Annotated in this window: 9 protein-coding genes and 1 pseudogene (1 of these 10 running past the window's edge); 8 read left to right on the top strand and 2 right to left on the bottom strand. The window is 61.9% G+C overall.

What is annotated here, in order from left to right:
- Window positions 1–274 precede the first annotated feature (274 nt).
- The 3 genes from BV95_RS24115 (at window position 275) to BV95_RS14175 (ending at window position 4,350) form a co-directional block, all read left to right on the top strand.
- Window positions 275–556, top strand: coding sequence for a hypothetical protein (locus tag BV95_RS24115; protein ID WP_156483473.1), 282 nt, complete (start codon window positions 275–277; stop codon window positions 554–556).
- A gap of 120 nt (window positions 557–676) precedes the next feature.
- Complete coding sequence (locus BV95_RS14180) at window positions 677–2,878, top strand: type I secretion system permease/ATPase (RefSeq protein WP_081873391.1); 2,202 nt, start codon at window positions 677–679, stop codon at window positions 2,876–2,878.
- A gap of 74 nt (window positions 2,879–2,952) precedes the next feature.
- The gene (locus tag BV95_RS14175) at window positions 2,953–4,350 is read left to right on the top strand and encodes an HlyD family type I secretion periplasmic adaptor subunit (RefSeq protein ID WP_162179756.1); all 1,398 of its coding nucleotides are present in this window, start codon (window positions 2,953–2,955) and stop codon (window positions 4,348–4,350) included.
- Window positions 4,351–4,422: 72 nt separating this feature from the next.
- Here BV95_RS14175 and BV95_RS14170 read toward each other — a convergent pair whose 3' ends face one another.
- Window positions 4,423–5,052 carry a toxin-activating lysine-acyltransferase gene (locus BV95_RS14170; protein ID WP_214442611.1) on the bottom strand — a complete coding sequence of 210 codons (630 nt, stop codon included), beginning with the start codon at window positions 5,050–5,052 and terminating at the stop codon, window positions 4,423–4,425.
- A gap of 492 nt (window positions 5,053–5,544) precedes the next feature.
- Between BV95_RS14170 and BV95_RS14165 the strand changes: the two genes are divergently transcribed.
- Window positions 5,545–5,760, top strand: coding sequence for a hypothetical protein (locus tag BV95_RS14165; RefSeq protein ID WP_037453093.1), 216 nt, complete (start codon window positions 5,545–5,547; stop codon window positions 5,758–5,760).
- Window positions 5,757–6,464 (top strand): hypothetical protein, encoded by a 708-nt coding sequence (locus BV95_RS14160; RefSeq protein ID WP_037453090.1) that lies wholly within the window; start codon window positions 5,757–5,759, stop codon window positions 6,462–6,464. Before BV95_RS14165 ends, BV95_RS14160 begins: the two co-directional genes overlap by 4 nt.
- Window positions 6,465–6,769: 305 nt before the next feature.
- On the opposite strand, the gene BV95_RS23795 is transcribed toward BV95_RS14160, so the two are convergent.
- The gene (locus tag BV95_RS23795) at window positions 6,770–6,961 is read right to left on the bottom strand and encodes a hypothetical protein (RefSeq protein WP_156028662.1); all 192 of its coding nucleotides are present in this window, start codon (window positions 6,959–6,961) and stop codon (window positions 6,770–6,772) included.
- Between BV95_RS23795 and BV95_RS24985 the strand changes: the two are divergent.
- The 3 genes and pseudogenes from BV95_RS24985 to BV95_RS24835 all read left to right on the top strand — a co-directional run.
- A pseudogene (locus tag BV95_RS24985) lies at window positions 6,908–7,048 on the top strand (hypothetical protein); the annotation flags it as partial. The gene BV95_RS23795 and the pseudogene BV95_RS24985 sit on opposite strands and share 54 nt — an antisense overlap.
- Window positions 7,049–7,339: 291 nt before the next feature.
- Window positions 7,340–14,416, top strand: coding sequence for a calcium-binding protein (locus BV95_RS14155; protein ID WP_156028661.1), 7,077 nt, complete (start codon window positions 7,340–7,342; stop codon window positions 14,414–14,416).
- 83 nt (window positions 14,417–14,499) lie between these two features.
- A protein-coding gene (locus tag BV95_RS24835; RefSeq protein ID WP_037453085.1) for a tandem-95 repeat protein crosses the window boundary here: on the top strand, window positions 14,500–17,217 show its 5' portion. 24,579 nt of this gene lie beyond the right edge of the window; the window shows 2,718 of its 27,297 coding nt (coding positions 1–2,718); it begins with the start codon at window positions 14,500–14,502; the stop codon falls past the right edge of the window.

Raw genomic sequence — 17,217 nt, 5'->3', positions numbered from 1 at the left:
ACGATCTGTTGCCGTACAACTGGGTCGACACCAATGCCGCGCAAGCTTCGTTCGAACTGAACGGCATCGCAAGCGCCGCCTGACCATCCCAAATTACAGAACCGCCTCAAATGCCATGTGGGGGATTTTTACCGCTTACGATAGAGTGCGGTTTCCCCCGTCACCACATTCACCCAGGCGGGCAGCGGCTTGCGGCGCGTCTGAGTTCCGACCAATAGCGCGCAATCGGGTCGCAAGCCTTGCGGCGGCCACTCATCAGGCAATAGAGCGGAATGTGAATGCCTTCGAAACCGAAGACGGGGTCGCGGCCCTCGGCTGCAGACTTGCGCCGGGATCATCCGACACGGCAAGGGTGAACTCGGCGATGATCCTTGAAAATGAACCCACCGTTTTGGTTCCAATAGCGCCGGTGCGCCTTCGCGTTTCCGGTAAAGGAGATACTATGTCCAATCGCATTCCCGCCATGTCGTCCCGTCTCCAGCGTTACGTTCCCGCAGCCGAAGCCAACGCTCTCGTCGCGCTCACGCACGAAACCGCGTGGCGGATGCAAGCATAATTCGCGGATGAGGGCCCGGAGCCTGCACCATGAAACGATCTCACACGAGCCTAACGGTCTCGTAACATCAGCCTGATCCGAGTATTGGCCGGATATTATAGGATTGGAATCGCAGGGGATATGGACAGAATCGAAAATCTGGCGGCGGAGCCCGCGGCCGACGATCTTGAAGAAGCAACTGTTCCGCCGCAGGCGCTCGATCTGTCGCTCGCCTGCTTTTTGCTGCTCGCCAAATTTCTGGGCACCGCGGCCGATCCTGCCCAGATGGCGCATAGCCGCGGGCGCGGCGACGATCCCTGGGCAATTGAGGATTTCGCGCGTGTCGCCAAGCGTCTTGCGCTCATCGCCAAGATCCGCTCGGCGGGTCTCGTCGACTACGCCAAGCTTCCGCTGCCCGCGCTCGCCGAACTCAAGGGCGGTCAATGCGTGATCCTCCTCAAGATCGAGGATGCAAGCCTCAAACCGCGCTATCTGGTCCAGCGCGGTGACGCCGAACGTCCCGAGATATGGACGAGCGAGGACGCCGCAGAACGCTTTTCGGGACGCGTCCTGCTCCTCACTTCGCGCGAGGCCATGGCAGGCGAAAAACGGCCGTTCGATATCGCCTGGTTCATCCCCGCGCTCGTCAAATACCGAAAGCCGCTGCGCGATGTGCTGATCGGTTCCTTCTTCCTCCAGCTGATGGGCCTTGTCTCCCCAATCTTCTTTCAGCTGGTGATCGACAAGGTGCTCGTCCACCAGTCGATGACGACGCTCGACGTGCTCGCCTTCGGCCTCACCGTCGTTCTGCTGTTCGAGACGATCATGTCCGGCCTCAGAAACTGGCTCTTCGCGCATACGACGAACCGGATCGACAGCGAGCTGTCATCGCGGATGTTCCGGCACCTCCTCAACCTGCCCATCTCCTATTTCGAGGCGCGGCGGGTCGGCGAGAGCGTGGCGCGTGTGCGGGAGCTTGAGAATATCCGTCAGTTCCTCACTTCCAATGCCGTCACGGTAGTCATCGACCTCTTCTTCACCATCGTCTTCTTTGCGGTGATGTTCCTATATTCGCCGTTCCTGACGCTGATCGTACTGCTCTCCATCCCTTGCTATGTCGCAATATCGATGGCGATCTCGCCGACGCTGCGCGCCATGCTCGAGGAGAAGTTCCGCCGCGGCGCCGAGAACCAGTCCTTCCTCGTCGAAAGCGTGACCGGGATCGGCACTCTGAAGGCGATGGCGGTCGAGCCCCAGATGCGCGACCGCTGGGAAAAACTCTTCTCCGGCTACACCAACACCGGCTTCGATGTGGCGAAGCTTGCCAATTGGGGGAGCCATCTCATCCAGATCGTCTCGAAACTGACGACGGTCGCAATCCTCTATTTCGGCGCCAAGGCGGTGATCGCGGGCGATCTATCGGTCGGGTCGCTGGTCGCCTTCAACATGCTTTCGGGCCGGGTCGCGGCCCCTATTCTACGCCTCTCGCAGCTCTGGCAGGACTTCCAGCAGGTGCGCATATCGGTCGAGCGGCTCGGCGACGTACTCAATTCCCCCGCCGAGCCCGAATATAATCCCAACCGGGCAAGCCTGCCGCCGATCCGGGGCGACGTGACCTTCGACAAGGTACGCTTCCGCTACCGCCCAGACATGCCGGAGGCGCTACGCGGGGTGACGCTCGAATTGAAAGCCGGCGAGATGCTGGGAATCGTCGGTCCTTCCGGATCGGGCAAATCGACGCTGACCAAACTTGTCCAGCGGCTCTACATCCCCGAGCAAGGCCGCGTCCTCATCGATGGCGTCGACTTGGCGCTCGTCGATCCGCCCTGGCTCCGGCGGCAGATCGGCGTCGTGTTGCAGGAAAATATCCTCTTCAACCGCACGGTGCGCGAAAATATCGCGCTTGGCGATCCGACCCTCGCCATGGAAACGGTCATGGCGGCAGCGCAGCTTGCCGGCGCACACGAGTTCATTCTCGCGATGAATCACGGCTATGACACGGTTGTCGATGAGCGCGGCGGCAATCTGTCGGGCGGGCAGCGCCAGCGGATCGCGATCGCCCGCGCGCTCGTCAACGATCCGCGCATCCTGATCTTCGATGAGGCGACCTCCGCGCTCGATGCTGAAAGCGAGGAGATCATCCAGCATAATCTCGCAAGCATCGCCAAGGGGCGCACGGTGATCATCATCGCGCACAGGCTCTCGGCGGTCCGGCAATGCGACCGGATCATTACGGTTGAGGCCGGCGAAGTGACCGAACAGGGCACGCATCGGGAACTCCTGAGCGCCGGCGGCCGCTATGCACAGCTCTATTCGAAACAAATGGGGGTCATACCGGCATGAGCATCAGCGAACGGCTCGTCGGGCGGTTCCCTGCCCTCGCCCGGCATCTGACGATCCTTGGCGCAAGCTGGCGGATGCAGAATGAGGCGGACGCGCACGCCCGGCCCCGCAGCGACCATGAATTTCTACCCGCCGCACTCGAGATCATGGAGAAGCCGCCGAGCCCGGGTCTGCGTTGGCTGATGCTGTCGCTCTGTGGCCTCTTCGTCATCGCGCTCGGCTGGTCATTCATCGGCAAGGTCGACGTGATCGCAACTGCGACCGGCAAGGTAGTGCCCTCAGGCAATGTGAAGATCATCCAGCCGATCGAGATCGGCTATGTCCGCGCGATCCATGTGAGGAACGGCCAGCATGTGAACGCCGGCGATCTTCTGGTCGAGCTCGACCCGACGCTCGCCGGCGCCGACGCGGCGCAGGCATCGAGCAGCCTGTTGACCGCCGATGTCGTGGCGGCCCGCAATTCTGCTCTGCTCGCGCATTTGGACGGGCGCGGCTCGCGCTTCGTGGCGCCGGCAGGCACGCCCGCGAACATCCTGAAGACGCAAACCGAGTTTGTGCGATCATCAATCGCCGAATATGAGGGTGAACGCGCCAGCCTCATCCAGCAGCGCGCTGAGCAGAGCGCGCGGCTCGCGGGCGCCGGGGCCGAGATCGCGAAGCTCGAACGCACGCTGCCGCTCGTCAACCGGCAGCTCGAAGCCCGGCGCGAACTCTCCGACAAGGGCTATTTCTCGAAGATACGCTTGCTCGAATATGAGCAACTGAAGGTCGAACATGAACAGAATATCGAGGTGCAACATGCCAATGCAGCCCAAGCCTCGGCCTCGATAAAGAATATCGACGCGCAGCTTGCGCGATTACGTGGAAGCTTCGGCAAGACGGCGGTCGCCGAACTATCCGAAAGCCAGGAGCGGTCGGGCCTCGCGCGCCAGGAAGTGACGAAGGCCGAGCGACGGGCGGAGTTCCAGCAACTGCGTGCACCCGTCTCAGGCACGGTACAGCAGCTTGTCGTCAACACGATCGGCGGAGTCGTGCAGCCCGCGCAGCCGATCATGATCATCGTTCCGGACAATGCCGAGGCGGCGATCGAGGCGCAAATTTTGAACCGCGATATCGGCTTCGTGCGCGAGGGCCAGACCGTGCGGGTCAAGCTCGAAGCCTTTCCCTTCACCGATTATGGCATCGTTCCGGGGATCGTCGAAAGTATCAGCCGCGACGCCGTCGAAATACCCTCGCAAAAATCGAACGAAGGCGGCGAAGGTTCGACGGGCGGGACTCCGCAACCGCAGGGACTGGTCTATTCGGCGCGGATTCGGCTGCTGCAGCGCACGATCCTGGTCAGAGGCCGCGAGCAGCGGATCGGCCCGGGGCTGGCGGTGCAAGCGGAGATCAAAACCGGTGAAAGGCGCATCATCCAGTATCTCCTGTCGCCGATCGCGCAGACCCTGGATGAGGCTGGGCGCGAGCGATAACGAGAGAGGTTCGCGGCGGGAAAATAATAGGGGCGCTGCAGCGCCCCTATTAATCGCCGATTGGATATAGTGTCAGTTGACGGCTTCGCTCTCGCGCTCCGCGCCTTCGGATGCTCCCATTCCCATTTTCTCCGCGCCCATCTTTGTAAGCGTTTCGGCATCGACAAGGCGGGTAACAATTGGGTGAAGGCGCAGACTGCCTTCCTTCACCACTTGCTTGAAATTGGCGATGACGTTGGCGGTCGTGCGCTGGTCGGGCGCTATCACGTCGAGCAGCCAGTTGATGCTGCCGCTGCTCCAGTCCTCGGCCTTGAGGCGGATCGGGAAAGTGCCCGCCTGCACCTGTTCACGGATCTTCGCGTCGACCTCCTCGCTGACGCTCGCCCAGATCGCGAGGCCGGCGATGTCGGCGAGAGGCCCCGCCTTGTCGCCGCCCGGATAAGCGATGGCCACGCGGTCGCGCATCAACGGTTCGAGGACAAGATGCTGCAGGTCGGCCAACGTCTGGCTGCGGTAACGCGGGAGCATCATCATCGCCATTGCAACCTTGCCGAAGCTCTCGCGGATATGGGTGCGAACGGCCGCGATCTTCGCAGCCAGTTGGGGGTTGATCTCGGTCGCCGGCGCAGTGTCCGTCCCATCAGTCGGCACGGTTTGTTCTTTGTCCGCTTTGGCCGAACCATTTGCCTCTTTCTTGGCCACTGTCATCTCCTTGAAAGCTGATCGAATCTGTCGGATGGCACGCTATTAGTGCGCTCTTCCCAGCATCGATTGGGTAACTGCTTCCTGCGCGCTGTCAACGGCGGTAGTGCGAAGCGACCCAAATGTTCGCTACGGCAAATGCCTCCATACTGGATGTTTTTTCGTCAGTCTTATTTACGATGGACGAAGGAATCGGAAGAAAGTCGCTGAAAATCTGCGATATGATGAGGTTAATACTGGATTCTCCCTAGTCGCCAGAACGGTTCCATCCCAAAATCAAGCTCAAAATCCGGTTGCATAGCTGACGTCTTGTGGCATTCCTACCATGTCGAGGGTAGGGAATCTCGTCTTATTCCACATGCTTATCGCCGGATCGGATTCGGCGAGAGCGGGTGTTTGCGCGAGCGGTCGAGGGGTGACAGTGTGCAAGTAATTCTGCGGATTTGTAGCCGGAATGCCACAGCGAGCATATTAGGTTTGCAAAGTCAGCAAATGATTGAACGAGCTTTTTTGCCGACGTTCGGTTTGGTGCTGTTTGTCCAGCCGGGGCGTAGCCGAGACCGTAATTTGCAAGACGACGTGCGCCTGCCGACCAAAGTGATCGACGCAACGCAAGGCGGGCTCGAGGAAGAGTTCTACAACAGCGTCGCTGCGGATGGCGACACGGCAAGCAACGGCAACTGGATTGCGGAAAGGCGGGCGGCATGATGGCGCGGCGTGGGCTTTTGGGCGTGCTGGCCGGCGGGGTCGTGACATTGCTGAGCGGCTGCGGGCTATTTGAGCGTGACCCGATTTATCGCTTCAAAATGACGATTCAGGTAGAGACACCTCAAGGTCTTAAAGTCGCGTCTTCGATTTATGAGGTTAGAGCACTTTTGACCAATGACCTCGTGACAGGAGGCAAAGGGTCAAGAGCGGTGCTCAGGGGCGAAGCCGTTGCTTTGGATATGCCGAACGGCAAGGCGCTCTTCGCCTTGCTGCGGCTTGCCAATGCTGTGGGTAGTAGCGATGACCTTGCTGATATGTCGATGCGGGTGCTTGACCCGGCGTTCGACGGCAACTGCCTCGAAAGCGCCAAGCGTATCGCGTCGAGCGACGGCGTCCGCTCTCCGTCGGAGGTACCACTATCCGATTACCCTTTGCTCATCACCTTTGCCGACACTGCGGACCCCAAATCGGTGCAGCAGGTTGATCCAGTCGACCTTGTTGCCGCTCTCGATGTCGAAGCAAAGATCAAGCACGTAACAGTCGAAAGGACCGATCAGGATGTATCTTCTGGAATTGGAAAGCGGCTGGGATGGCTTGGGGTGTATCCTGAGCCCCGGCTAGACAATGCTTTTAAACCAACCCCCAATCCTACTCTCGCCCAAAAACTGCGGCATGGCGATTTTTATAGAGGAAATGCACGATGAACCGCGATTTGTTTCTCGCCATTTTGGCGATGGATTCATACAATCGCGGTTACGGATCGGGTCTGAAGGACCTTGGCGAAGAAGGTCAAATTGGTAATGCGATTCTTCTTACGGCTCCTTCTCAGGCTGGTTGGGAAGATGCGGGTTTTTACGCGCTGGCCTATGATGTCAGTGGACTGAAAGACTCCGATGGAAATCCACTTTTCGGTACAAACGGCACGGCAATTTCTTACCGTGGCACGAACTTCGATGCTGGCGGTTCGATCTTCGGATTCTTCAGTAGCCCGCTTTGGCAAGATATCCGTTCAGGCTGGTCTGTCGGCGCGGGTCTGGCGGGCGCGCAGGCTGGTTTGTCGCTGGATTTTTACAACGCTGTAAAGGGCGATGGCGTCGATCCTCGGGAAACCGACATAACGGTAACCGGCCACAGCCTCGGTGGCGGTTTGGCCGGCCTTGTCGCCAATCTCTATGGACGGCAGGCGACGATTTTCGACCACATGACCTACGGCCCGATTTCTTCGACCATCGTGTCATCTGCAGGGGATAGTCAAGCAGTCCGCGATCGCTTCTATGAAGGACTCCATCCGTGGTCGCTGAACGGTTCAGGGATTACAGCCTTGGCGACCGAAGGCGAGATACTGACTGCCGAACGAGCTTTGTTGGGCGAATCCTCGACGCCCGTTTCATCTCATGGCGGCTTGCGCAATCCCGTTGCTCTGCACTCAATGGCATTGCTGACATCGCTCATTTGGGCCCAAGAAAACTCCGGGGCGGACTGGGAGGACGCGGGCAAATATCTCTGGAATGGCTATTTCGACGACACTGTCGCAGGAAAGATTTCGAATATTTCCGACTATGCCGGGGCATCCGGCGCCGTGGGTGCCTTACAAGCTGCAATTGCCTATTCGGCGCTCGGCGAAGGGAAGGAAAATGAGGGTGAGAAGCCCTTCGGTGACACCGGCATCTGGTCGATGTTCAACGACGCCGGCGATCTCGGTAAGGTACTCGCCGGAGACGAGAGCGTCACATTCGGGAGATTCGTGACCGAACGCCCTGGGCCGACATACCCGTTTACCGGCATTACGATCTACGACCCAGACATCGATATCAAACAGGCGCTGGCGAACTTCCTTGTGCAATATGCCGGCGCCTTGGCGCTGTACGACGTCGAACAGGGCGAAGGCACGAAGATTGCGGTCGAAGGCGGCTTGGTCGATGTCCGCGAGGGCATATTGTCGCGCAAGGAGGAGACTAGCGCGCTTGCGGTCGATCTGTCGCGGCAAATGTGGACCGACGCGCTGGACGGGAAGGCTGTTACGCCGGTCGATCGCGACGCTTTTCGTCAGGCTTATTTCAAGCAAACCGAAAATCCCGGCCTTTGGACGTCGTTTAAGCGGCTGATCGGGATCGGCAGCGGCGACTTGCTTACTGATGCCGATCTTCAGCGTCTGGCGAGCGAGATATGGAATACCGACAATCTCAATATCTTCGACCGCTTCCACTTCGCGACCAGCGACACGGCAACGCACGTCACGCTCGACGCGCGGGGCTATCAATCGAATATCGGTACCGGCGATGAGGCGCAGGTGGACGTCTATATCGGCACCGCGGCCAACGAGACGATCATCGACAAGACGAACGGCCATAGCCTCATCGTCACGGGCGACGGCACCGATATCGTCAATGCGGGCGGCGGCAACGACGTTATTTTCAGCATGGGCGGTAGCGACCAGCTCGGCGGCGACGACGGCAACGACCAGGTCTATGCACTTGCGGGCGAGGGAGCCGTCACCACCGGCGGACTCGGACGCGACATCGTCGTCAACCGGACCGACGGCGGCGAAATCTGGGGCGATGTCCGCAACAGCGTGCTGAACGCCGACGGCTCGCGCAGCTATTTCGAGGATGGCGAGCGGAAATCGATTGCCGACGACGAAAGTAACTCCGACCTGTTCGAGTTCCAGGGCGACACCACAATCTATGACGCGCAAAAGGCCGACCGGCTGCGGTTCGGCGGCGTGACGCTGACCGGCGGCGACGCCGCTGCGACCGGCGTCGGCTTGATGCTCGGTGCGATGACGGGCAACCTGTTCGCCGCCGGCGGCGTGCTCGGTGCATTCAACCTCGCAGCCGGGACCACCGATGCTGCACGGCGGGCGGCGGGCCTCGGCGGGCTTTATTACGACACCTTCCTGCCGAACATTGTTTATACCACGCACAAGAACGAGCAGGGCGGCATCGACCTGGTGGTCGGCAACGTGCTGAGCGCGCTATTCACCGCGTCGCTCGGACTCCAGCCAATAAAGGCGGCCTTTACCGACGACACGGACAGCCGCAACCTCAGCAATGTTCAGATCATCAAGAATTTCAAGATGCTGAACACCAGCCAGACCGGGCCGTTTGGCGACGGCGCGCACAATGCCGTCGTCTCGGGCTTCAATGCGATGGCATTGAAGGACACAGGCACGCTCGGAATGGTGTTCCGTGACCGTAACCCGCTGATGGCGGCCGCACTGCTTGGTCCGTTCGTCGCGGGCATCCCGATCCTGCAGAGCGTGATCGCGGCCTATACGGTCTTCGCGCTTGCGGATGCGGCCTATTGGGTCGCGGCGGCGGCGACTCGCCTCGCCGAGGGCGCGCTGTGGAAACAGAATGGCGACCCGCTCGTCATCGACCTCGACGGCGACGGGATCGAAACGATCGGCATGTTCGACAGCAACGCCTATTTCGACGTCGACGGCGACCTGTTCCGTGAAAAGACCGGCTGGCTGAAGCGCGACGACGGGTTCCTCGTCCTCGATACGAACGCGAACGGCCGCATCGACGACATTTCCGAAATGTTCGGCGACCGCACCTCGGGCGGCTATGCCGAGTTGGCGTCCTATGACAGCAACAGCGATGGCAGGATCAGCGTCGCCGACCTCATCTGGTCCGAACTCAGGATCTGGCAGGACCTCGACGGCGACGGCGAGACCGATGCCGGCGAACTCAAGAGCCTCGACGCGCTGGGGATCGTCGAGTTTTCGCTCGCCTCGACTGCACTCGACGCGTCGACGGTCGACGGCACGCGGCTGCTGTCCTTCGGCACGGTGGCGTTTGCCGACGGCCGCATTTCCACGGCGTTCGAGGCGATCTTCAATTCGAACGACACCGTCACGCGATATGCCGGCGAGGGCGGCCGTGCGCCCTGGCAGGCGACCGGCACGCTGAACGTGAAGGGCTTTGGCAACGTCGCTGATCTGGCGGTCGTTGCGGCGAACGACCCGGGCTTCGCTGCGCTCGTCCAGAACCGCGCCGCGGCGATGACAACGGCCGACATGCGCACGCTGGTCGGACAGGTCGGCGACGTGCTCGGCGCATGGGGCGGCAGCCTGGAGACGAGCCGCGAGCTTTATGCGGTACGGCTGGGAACGGGCGGAGCGCTGCTCGAATCACGCCTGTGGGACGGCGGCACGCTTGCCGCGGGCTGGACGCTCGAACAGGGCTGGAGTCCGGCGGATCGCGGCGCGGGCGAGGTGCCGGCGCGCAACGAGGCGCCCTATCTGGTCCGGATCGTCGACGGCCGCGCGGTCATCCTCGACTATGGTATCCGGCAGGGCGACGGGACGTGGAAGCTCGCGTCGGATCCCGCGACGACATATGCCAGCGTCGACGACATTCTCGCCCTCGCGCACGCCGCGGGGGCCGAATGGCGGCGCGAGGATATCCAGTTCAACCCCGTGGCCGATCTGCCCGTCGAGCAGATAGGGGTCTATTTCATCAACGGCGAGGTGAAGGACTATACCGTCCGCGTCACCGACAATGACGGCAGCTTCTATGTCTGGGCGCGCAACCTCGACCGCGCGTTGCAATTGCAGGCGAAGAACGGCGCGGCCTTCGAGTTCAACCTGCGCAATTATGCGGTCGACCTCGCGACGCTCGACGAAGTCAATTCGACCGACGACAGCACCTATCGCGTCGAACTTTTGACCCCGCAGCAGTTCAATTTCGCGACCGAGCTCGGCGGAATCCAGTTCCATCCCGAGATGCTGTCGGCGACCTACAACAATCTGACGGGGCAACTGACCTACAGCGTCAACGGCGAGCGCGCCGCGGGCCGCTACGTCAACGAGATCGATGCCAACGGCCAGCCGGTGCTGGTCACCTATTCCGACGGGACGACGGCGCAGGCCACGACCTATCAGAGCGACGTCAGGACGATGATCGCGCTGCTCCAGCCGGTCATGGAGCAATATATCGTCACGTCGCGCCGCATCGCTGTTCGCATGGCGTTGCAGGGCGGGCTCAAGGACTATGCGCGGGGTATCAAATATGACGCTGCGGCCGACGCCTATGTGACCACGACCGACCGGCAACTCGCGCCGATGTTCGAAGCGATCTTCGAGGGCGCGCCCGCGACCAACGAAAATGACGCGGCCTACGACTATCTCGCGCGCTGGAACGAGATTCTGTGGCAGGTCTATCCCGATTTTACGCCGAGCGGCGACGGCAACATGTTCGGCAAGACGGTCAATATCGACCAGGCCTTCATCCTCCAGATGATCATTCCGGCCTTCGAAAACATCGGAATCGCTCTCGACATCAGGGCCGTCGCAAACGCCCTTTCGGTCGACGAGGAGCGTATCGTCACGCACGCGGCCGACGCGGTGAACGTCGAGGGCACCAACACAACCGACTATTTCTATATGACCGGCGGCAACCAGACGCTGTCGGGCACGGGCGGAACCGACTATTATTTCGTCGGCAGGAACAGCGGCAACGACGTCATCCATGACCAGGACACCGGCGGCGACGACGAGCTGCGGTTCACGGCCGTGGATTCGGAGCATGTGACCGCCGTTCGCGACGGAGAGGATCTGATCCTCGAAGTGCGGGACAGCGCCGGCGGTCTGCTGAACACCGTGCGGTTGACCGATCAGTTCCTTGGCGAACTCAACCCCTTTCTATCCAACGGAAAGCAGCTCGAAAGCGGGGTCAGCCAGATCGTCTTTTCCGACGGCGTGATCTGGGACCGCTTCCGCATGTCGATGGAAGTCGCTGATCCGCGGGATACCGGCGACGTCTATGCCGGGTCGGGTTCGGCTGACGTCCTTTGGGGCGGCAAGGGCAATGACGTTCTGACCGGCGGGCTGGGAGGAGATATCTATATCTTCCAGCGCGGCGACGGCCATGACGTCATCAGCGAGCGGGGCGGGTTTTCCTTCGGGCCGATCAAGGCCGGGGTCGATTTTCTTGTCTTCAAGGGAAATATCACGGCCGACGACCTGCGGCTTTGGCGCGACGGATCCAGCGCCACGCTCCACATCGACATCCTCGACGCGCAGGGCAATCCGACCGGCGATTCGATCGAGATCGAGGATTATTTTGGCGGCATCTCGCTGGGCCTCGGACTCTTCGCCGAAGTCCTCGGAAGTGGCGATGGGCTCGACTATGTCTCGCCCAACCTCGTTGAGCGTTTCATCTTCGATGACGGCACCGACCTCGAGTTCACGCAGGTCGCAGAAGAGGTCCTCAAAAACGCTAGGACCGCGGGCGACGATGCGATCTACGGCTTCCTCAACAACAATACGCTCGACGGCGGCGCGGGCGACGATTATCTGAGCGGCGGCAAGGGCGACGACACCTATATCTTCGGACGCGGCTATGGCCATGATGTGGTCGAGGACAATGGGCCCAAGCATGGCCTGTTCGATCCGCCGCAGCATGACGTCCTGAAGTTCGTCGACGACATCCGCTGGAGCGACCTCGACTATCTGCGCAGCGGCAAGAGCGACACGCTTACTCTGCGCGTCAGGGGCACCGGCGACCAGGTCACGCTTACCGACTTCCTCGAAGAGCTGCCATTCATCGGCTATGTAAATGTCCTTGAGAATATCGTCTTCGGCGACGGCACCGACTGGAGCTATCTCAAGCTGCTCCAGCATTTCGTCGATGTCGGCCAGACCGCTGGCAATGATGTCATCTATGGCTTCGAAAACATTGCCGACGTCTTCTATGCCGGCGCGGGCGACGACCGCCTCGAAGGCTTGTCGGGCAATGACACCTATTATTTCGGGGTCGGCAGCGGCGTCGACACGATCTTTGACGAGGACGGCGCCGATCGCGTCATTTTCTCAAATCTCAACTTCTCTGAAATCACAGTCACGCGCACCGCGCGGGATCTCGTCTTCACGATCACCGCAACTGGCGAGAAGCTGATCGTCGAGGGCCAATATATCCGCGACGGCGCCCAGCATGCCGCTGTCGAACTCTTCATCTTCGGCGACCGCGAAGTCTCCTTCACCGACCTCAACCCCGAGGATATCGCCCTCGACCGCTTCACGGGCGGAGCGACCAATGGCGCCGAAACCCTCACGGGTTCGGACTTCGGCGAAATCATCGACGGGCGCGGCGGCGACGACGAGCTGGTCGGCGGCGACGGCGGCGACACCTATCTCTTCGACGTCGGCTATGGCCATGACGTCATCGTCGACCGCCGGACGCGTGCCCGCTGGAACGACCGTCCAGGCACCTCGGTGCCGGTCAACGACGTCATCGAGTTCGGCGCCGATATCCGCTTCCAGGGCGATCGCAACATCGTCTTCACCAAGTCGGGCGACGATCTCCTCATCTCGATCACGGGACGGCCCGACAGCACGCTGCGCGTGCGCAACCAGTTCCGCAGCATCGACGATGCGATCGAGGTCTTCCGCTTCGCCGATGGAACGGTGCTGACCGCCGGTGATATCGAAGCCGAGCTTCAGATCGAAGGCGGCAACCGCGGCGACAATATCATCCAGGTGAGCGACCTGCTCATCAACGTGCCCAACACGCTCGACGGCCGTCAGGGCGACGACACGCTGATCGGCGGCAATGCCGGCGACAGCTATGTCTTCACCGCCGGCTACGATTTCGACACGATCGTCGAGAAGACCGACCAACTGGGCGTGATCGACCGTCTCGTCTTCGGTGCGTCGGTGCATCAGGAAGACCTGATCGTCACCCGCAGCGGCAACGATCTTTTCATCGACCTCGGCAATGGCGCGGACGTCGTGCGGATCGTCGGCGGCCTCGGGTCGACCAGCCTTGAGGAATATCATTTCGCGGACGGCACCGTGCTGACGCGCAACGACCTCATCAACCGGATGCTGACCGGCGGCGAGGCAGACGAGAATATCATCGGCTTCAACGGCCGCGACGATGTGCTTTCGGGCGGAGCGGGATCCGACCTGCTCGACGGCGGCACGGGCAACGACAGCTACAAGTTCGGCATCGGCGACGGGTACGACGCCGTCAGCGACGGCGGCGGGATCGACAAGATCGTCTTCGGCGCGGGCATCACCAAGAATGAAGTCGTCTTCGGCAATGTCGACGGCGACCTTGTCATCTCGCTCGCGACCGGCACCGACAAGCTCGTTATCCTCGGCGGTTACAAGACGCGGCCGGTCGAATCCTTCCTCTTTGCGGACGGCGAGACGCTCAGCCTCAACGATGTGCGCGGCCTCATCCTCGACGCCCAACCGAACAGCGGCCAGGACCGGATCGACCTGCGCGATCTCGACGTGACCGAGGCGGTCGAGCCGGGCCGCGGCAATGACCGCGTCATCATGGCGAACGGCGGGACGATCAGGATCAATGCCGGCGACGGCATCGACCGGGTCGAAATGCCCTCGGGCGTCACCGGCACAACGATCGAGTTCGCCGACTATGGCGTGGCGGATGCTGTCATCCGGCCGCTCGGCCGTGGCAGCAACGATGTCGCGATCAGCTTTGCAAGCGGCGACCAGATCATCCTCGTCGATGCGATGCTCGGCGGCGCGGTGCCGGAGCTGCTCTTCGCCGACGGCCAGACGCTTGGCGCGGCGGCGCTTTTCCAGCGCCTCATCGATGATCAGGCGAGCAGCGGCGACGACGTCATCCTCGGCTCGGGCCGGGCCGAAACGCTGACCGGAGAGTTGGAGACGACTATCTGAGCGGCGCGGGCGGCAATGACAGCTATGTCTTCAGCCGCGGCGACGGTGCGGATATCGTCCAGGACGCCAATGGCACCGACGATGTGCTGCGCATCAAGGGCTATACGCGCGCGGACATGCGCGTCACCTTCTCGCCCGATCTCAGCGAGACCGAAATCTCCTTCGGCGACGGACTTGACCGGATCACGCTGCGTCATGCGGTGAACGGCACCGCCCTCACCCATGCGGTCGACCGCATCCTGTTCGATGACGGAACGAGCACCACCCTCGCCTCGCTCGAAGCGCTTTGGCGCGGCCAGGGCAACGATCAGGGCGGCCGGCTGGTCGGCACCGGCGCGGCAGAGATTTTCGCAGGCGGCAAGGGCGACGATGTGATCGCCGGCAATGGCGGTGCGGACATCATCCGCTTCGGCCGCGGCGACGGGCACGACCGCATCGAGAGCAGCACTGGCTTCGACGGCCTGGCCGTGATCGAGTTCGGTGCGGGCATCGCACTGGAGGATGTGACCGCCAAGCGCGACGCGGACGGCAACATCGTCCTTCTAGTCGCGGATGGCGACGATCAGCTGACGCTCATCGATCCGGCGGGCGACGTCGACGGCATCGTCGCCGCACTCAAATTCGCGGACGGCCGCCAGTGGAAGCTGACCGATGTCGCGCTGTCGATTCCGCAAACCGATGGTGACGATCGCATCATCATACCCGCCAACGCCACGAATCCCGGCGGCGTCGAGGTCTTCGGCGGCCTCGGCAACGACCGTATCGAAACCGGCCGCGGCGCCGACATTCTAACCGGCGGCAAGGGTGACGACCTCCTTGAGGGCGCGAGCGGGGCCGACACCTATTATTTCGAGCGCGGCGACGGCCAGGACGTCATCCTCGACCTTGAGGAAAGCAATCCGGCGGCGATCGATCGCGTACGCTTCGGCCCGGGCATCGTTGCGGCCGATATCCGATTCCTGAGCGTTGGCCCTGTCGACCTCGTCATCGGCATCGCCGGGACGTCGGATCGGCTGACGATCCGCAACTTCTTCGTCACTGCCGGAACAGGCAGGGATTTCGGAATCGAGGCGATCGCCTTTGCCGACGGCACGAGCTGGGATCTTGCGGAAATCCACATCCGCGCCGCCAGCGGCGGCAGCGGCAACGACGCGATCAACTTCGGCTCCGCGCTCGACATTCCGACGGTGATGCGCGGCGGGCGCGGCGACGATCGCCTCGCCGGCGGCCTTGGCGACACCGTCTATATCTTCGAGCGTGGTGACGGCCACGACGTCATCAGCGAGGTTTCCTCGGCCGCCTCTGTGGACACGCTGCGTTTCGGAGCCGGCATCGCTGCAAGCTCGGTCGTCGTGACCGCATCCGGCAGCGACCTCATCCTGCGCCTGATCGGCTCGGACGACGCCGTCACACTCATAGGTCAGGCAGGCGGCGGCGCGCGCATCGACCGTGTCGAATTCGCCGACGGTTCATCCTGGACGGCAGTCGAGCTTGGCAGTCGCATCGTGTCGGTTGAGGCAGCCGAACGGCTTCTCCATCCGGAAGTCAGCGGCTCCAATCCCTTTGCAGACCCGATCTTCCAATCCTCCGGCCCGGGCGGACCCAACGGCGCACAGAATGGCGTCGATCCGCGGCTGGCGCCGCAGACATTCGCCGCGACGGCGGGCCGCGACATCTATCGTTCCTTCGTACCGCTCGTACGCGACAGCGAAACCGCGGTCACCATCGACGGCTTCGCGACAGGGGATGCGGGTGATGTGCTCGACGTCCGGATAGCCGCAGGCCTGTCGGGTGACGTAGTCGCACGCCAGGATGGCGCCGACACGATCGTCTATTTTGCCGATGCGGGCACCTCGACCCTCGCCGACGCTCGCCCCCTCTTCCGCCTCAGGAATGTCAGTGCGGCTGCTTTGACCGCCGGCAATTTCAATGGCGCGAATTTTGTCGCCGCTCTCGACCGAACGATCGTCGGAAGCGGCGGGCCTGATGTTCTTGTCGGCGGTTTCGGCAATGAAACCCTGGCCACGTTCCACGGCAATGATCGCCTTGTTGGCAGGGCTGGCAACGACCGGCTCGAAGGCGGCAGCGACAATGACGTCTATGCGTTCAATCTTGGCGACGGTCAGGATGTCATTCGCGACCAGCATAGCGATTGGTCGAACCTCTACAGCGGCGGTTATGACGCGATCGAATTCGGTGCGGGCATCACCGCCGACATGTTGCGCTTTTCGGTCACAGGCAACACCCTGACCATCAGAATCGCGGGCACCGAGGACCGGATCACCATCGAGGGCGGCTTCCGCGACGATCGTTACCGGATCGAAGAGCTTCGGTTCGCCGATGGCGCCATTCTATCCTATGCCGACGTCCTCACCCGCATGAATCTCGGAACGGCGGGCGACGACATGCTGCTGGACGATGCGGGCAGCAGCACGCTGTCCGGCGGCGCCGGGAACGATCATATCTCCGGCGTTTGGGGCGCGGATCGCCTCGTTGGCGGAACCGGCAACGACCGGCTCGAAGGTGGCAGCGACAATGACGTCTATGCGTTCAATCTCGGCGATGGCCAGGATGTCATCCGCGACCAGCATAGCGATTGGTCAAACCTCTACAGCGGCGGCTATGACGCGATCGAGTTCGGCCCGGGCATCACCGCCGACATGTTGCGTTTTTCGGTCACGGGCAACACCCTGATCGTCGAAATCGCGGGCACCGGGGACCGGATCACCATCGAGGGCGGCTTCCGCGACGATCGTTACCGGATCGAAGAGCTTCGGTTCGCCGATGGCGCCATTCTATCC

Source organism: Sphingobium chlorophenolicum, assembly GCF_000722875.1.
Lineage (GTDB): Bacteria > Pseudomonadota > Alphaproteobacteria > Sphingomonadales > Sphingomonadaceae > Sphingobium > Sphingobium chlorophenolicum.
The sequence above is the reverse complement of the archived record's forward strand: the minus strand, read 5'-3'. Positions and strand labels throughout refer to the sequence as shown.

Bases quoted from the DNA above. Each gene is read 5' to 3' on its own strand.
- BV95_RS14180 (WP_081873391.1), top strand. From the start codon at position 677: ATGGACAGAATCGAAAATCTGGCGGCGGAGCCCGCGGCCGACGATCTT.
- BV95_RS14175 (WP_162179756.1), top strand. From the start codon at position 2,953: ATGCAGAATGAGGCGGACGCGCACGCCCGGCCCCGCAGCGACCATGAA.
- BV95_RS14165 (WP_037453093.1), top strand. From the start codon at position 5,545: ATGATTGAACGAGCTTTTTTGCCGACGTTCGGTTTGGTGCTGTTTGTC.
- BV95_RS14160 (WP_037453090.1), top strand. From the start codon at position 5,757: ATGATGGCGCGGCGTGGGCTTTTGGGCGTGCTGGCCGGCGGGGTCGTG.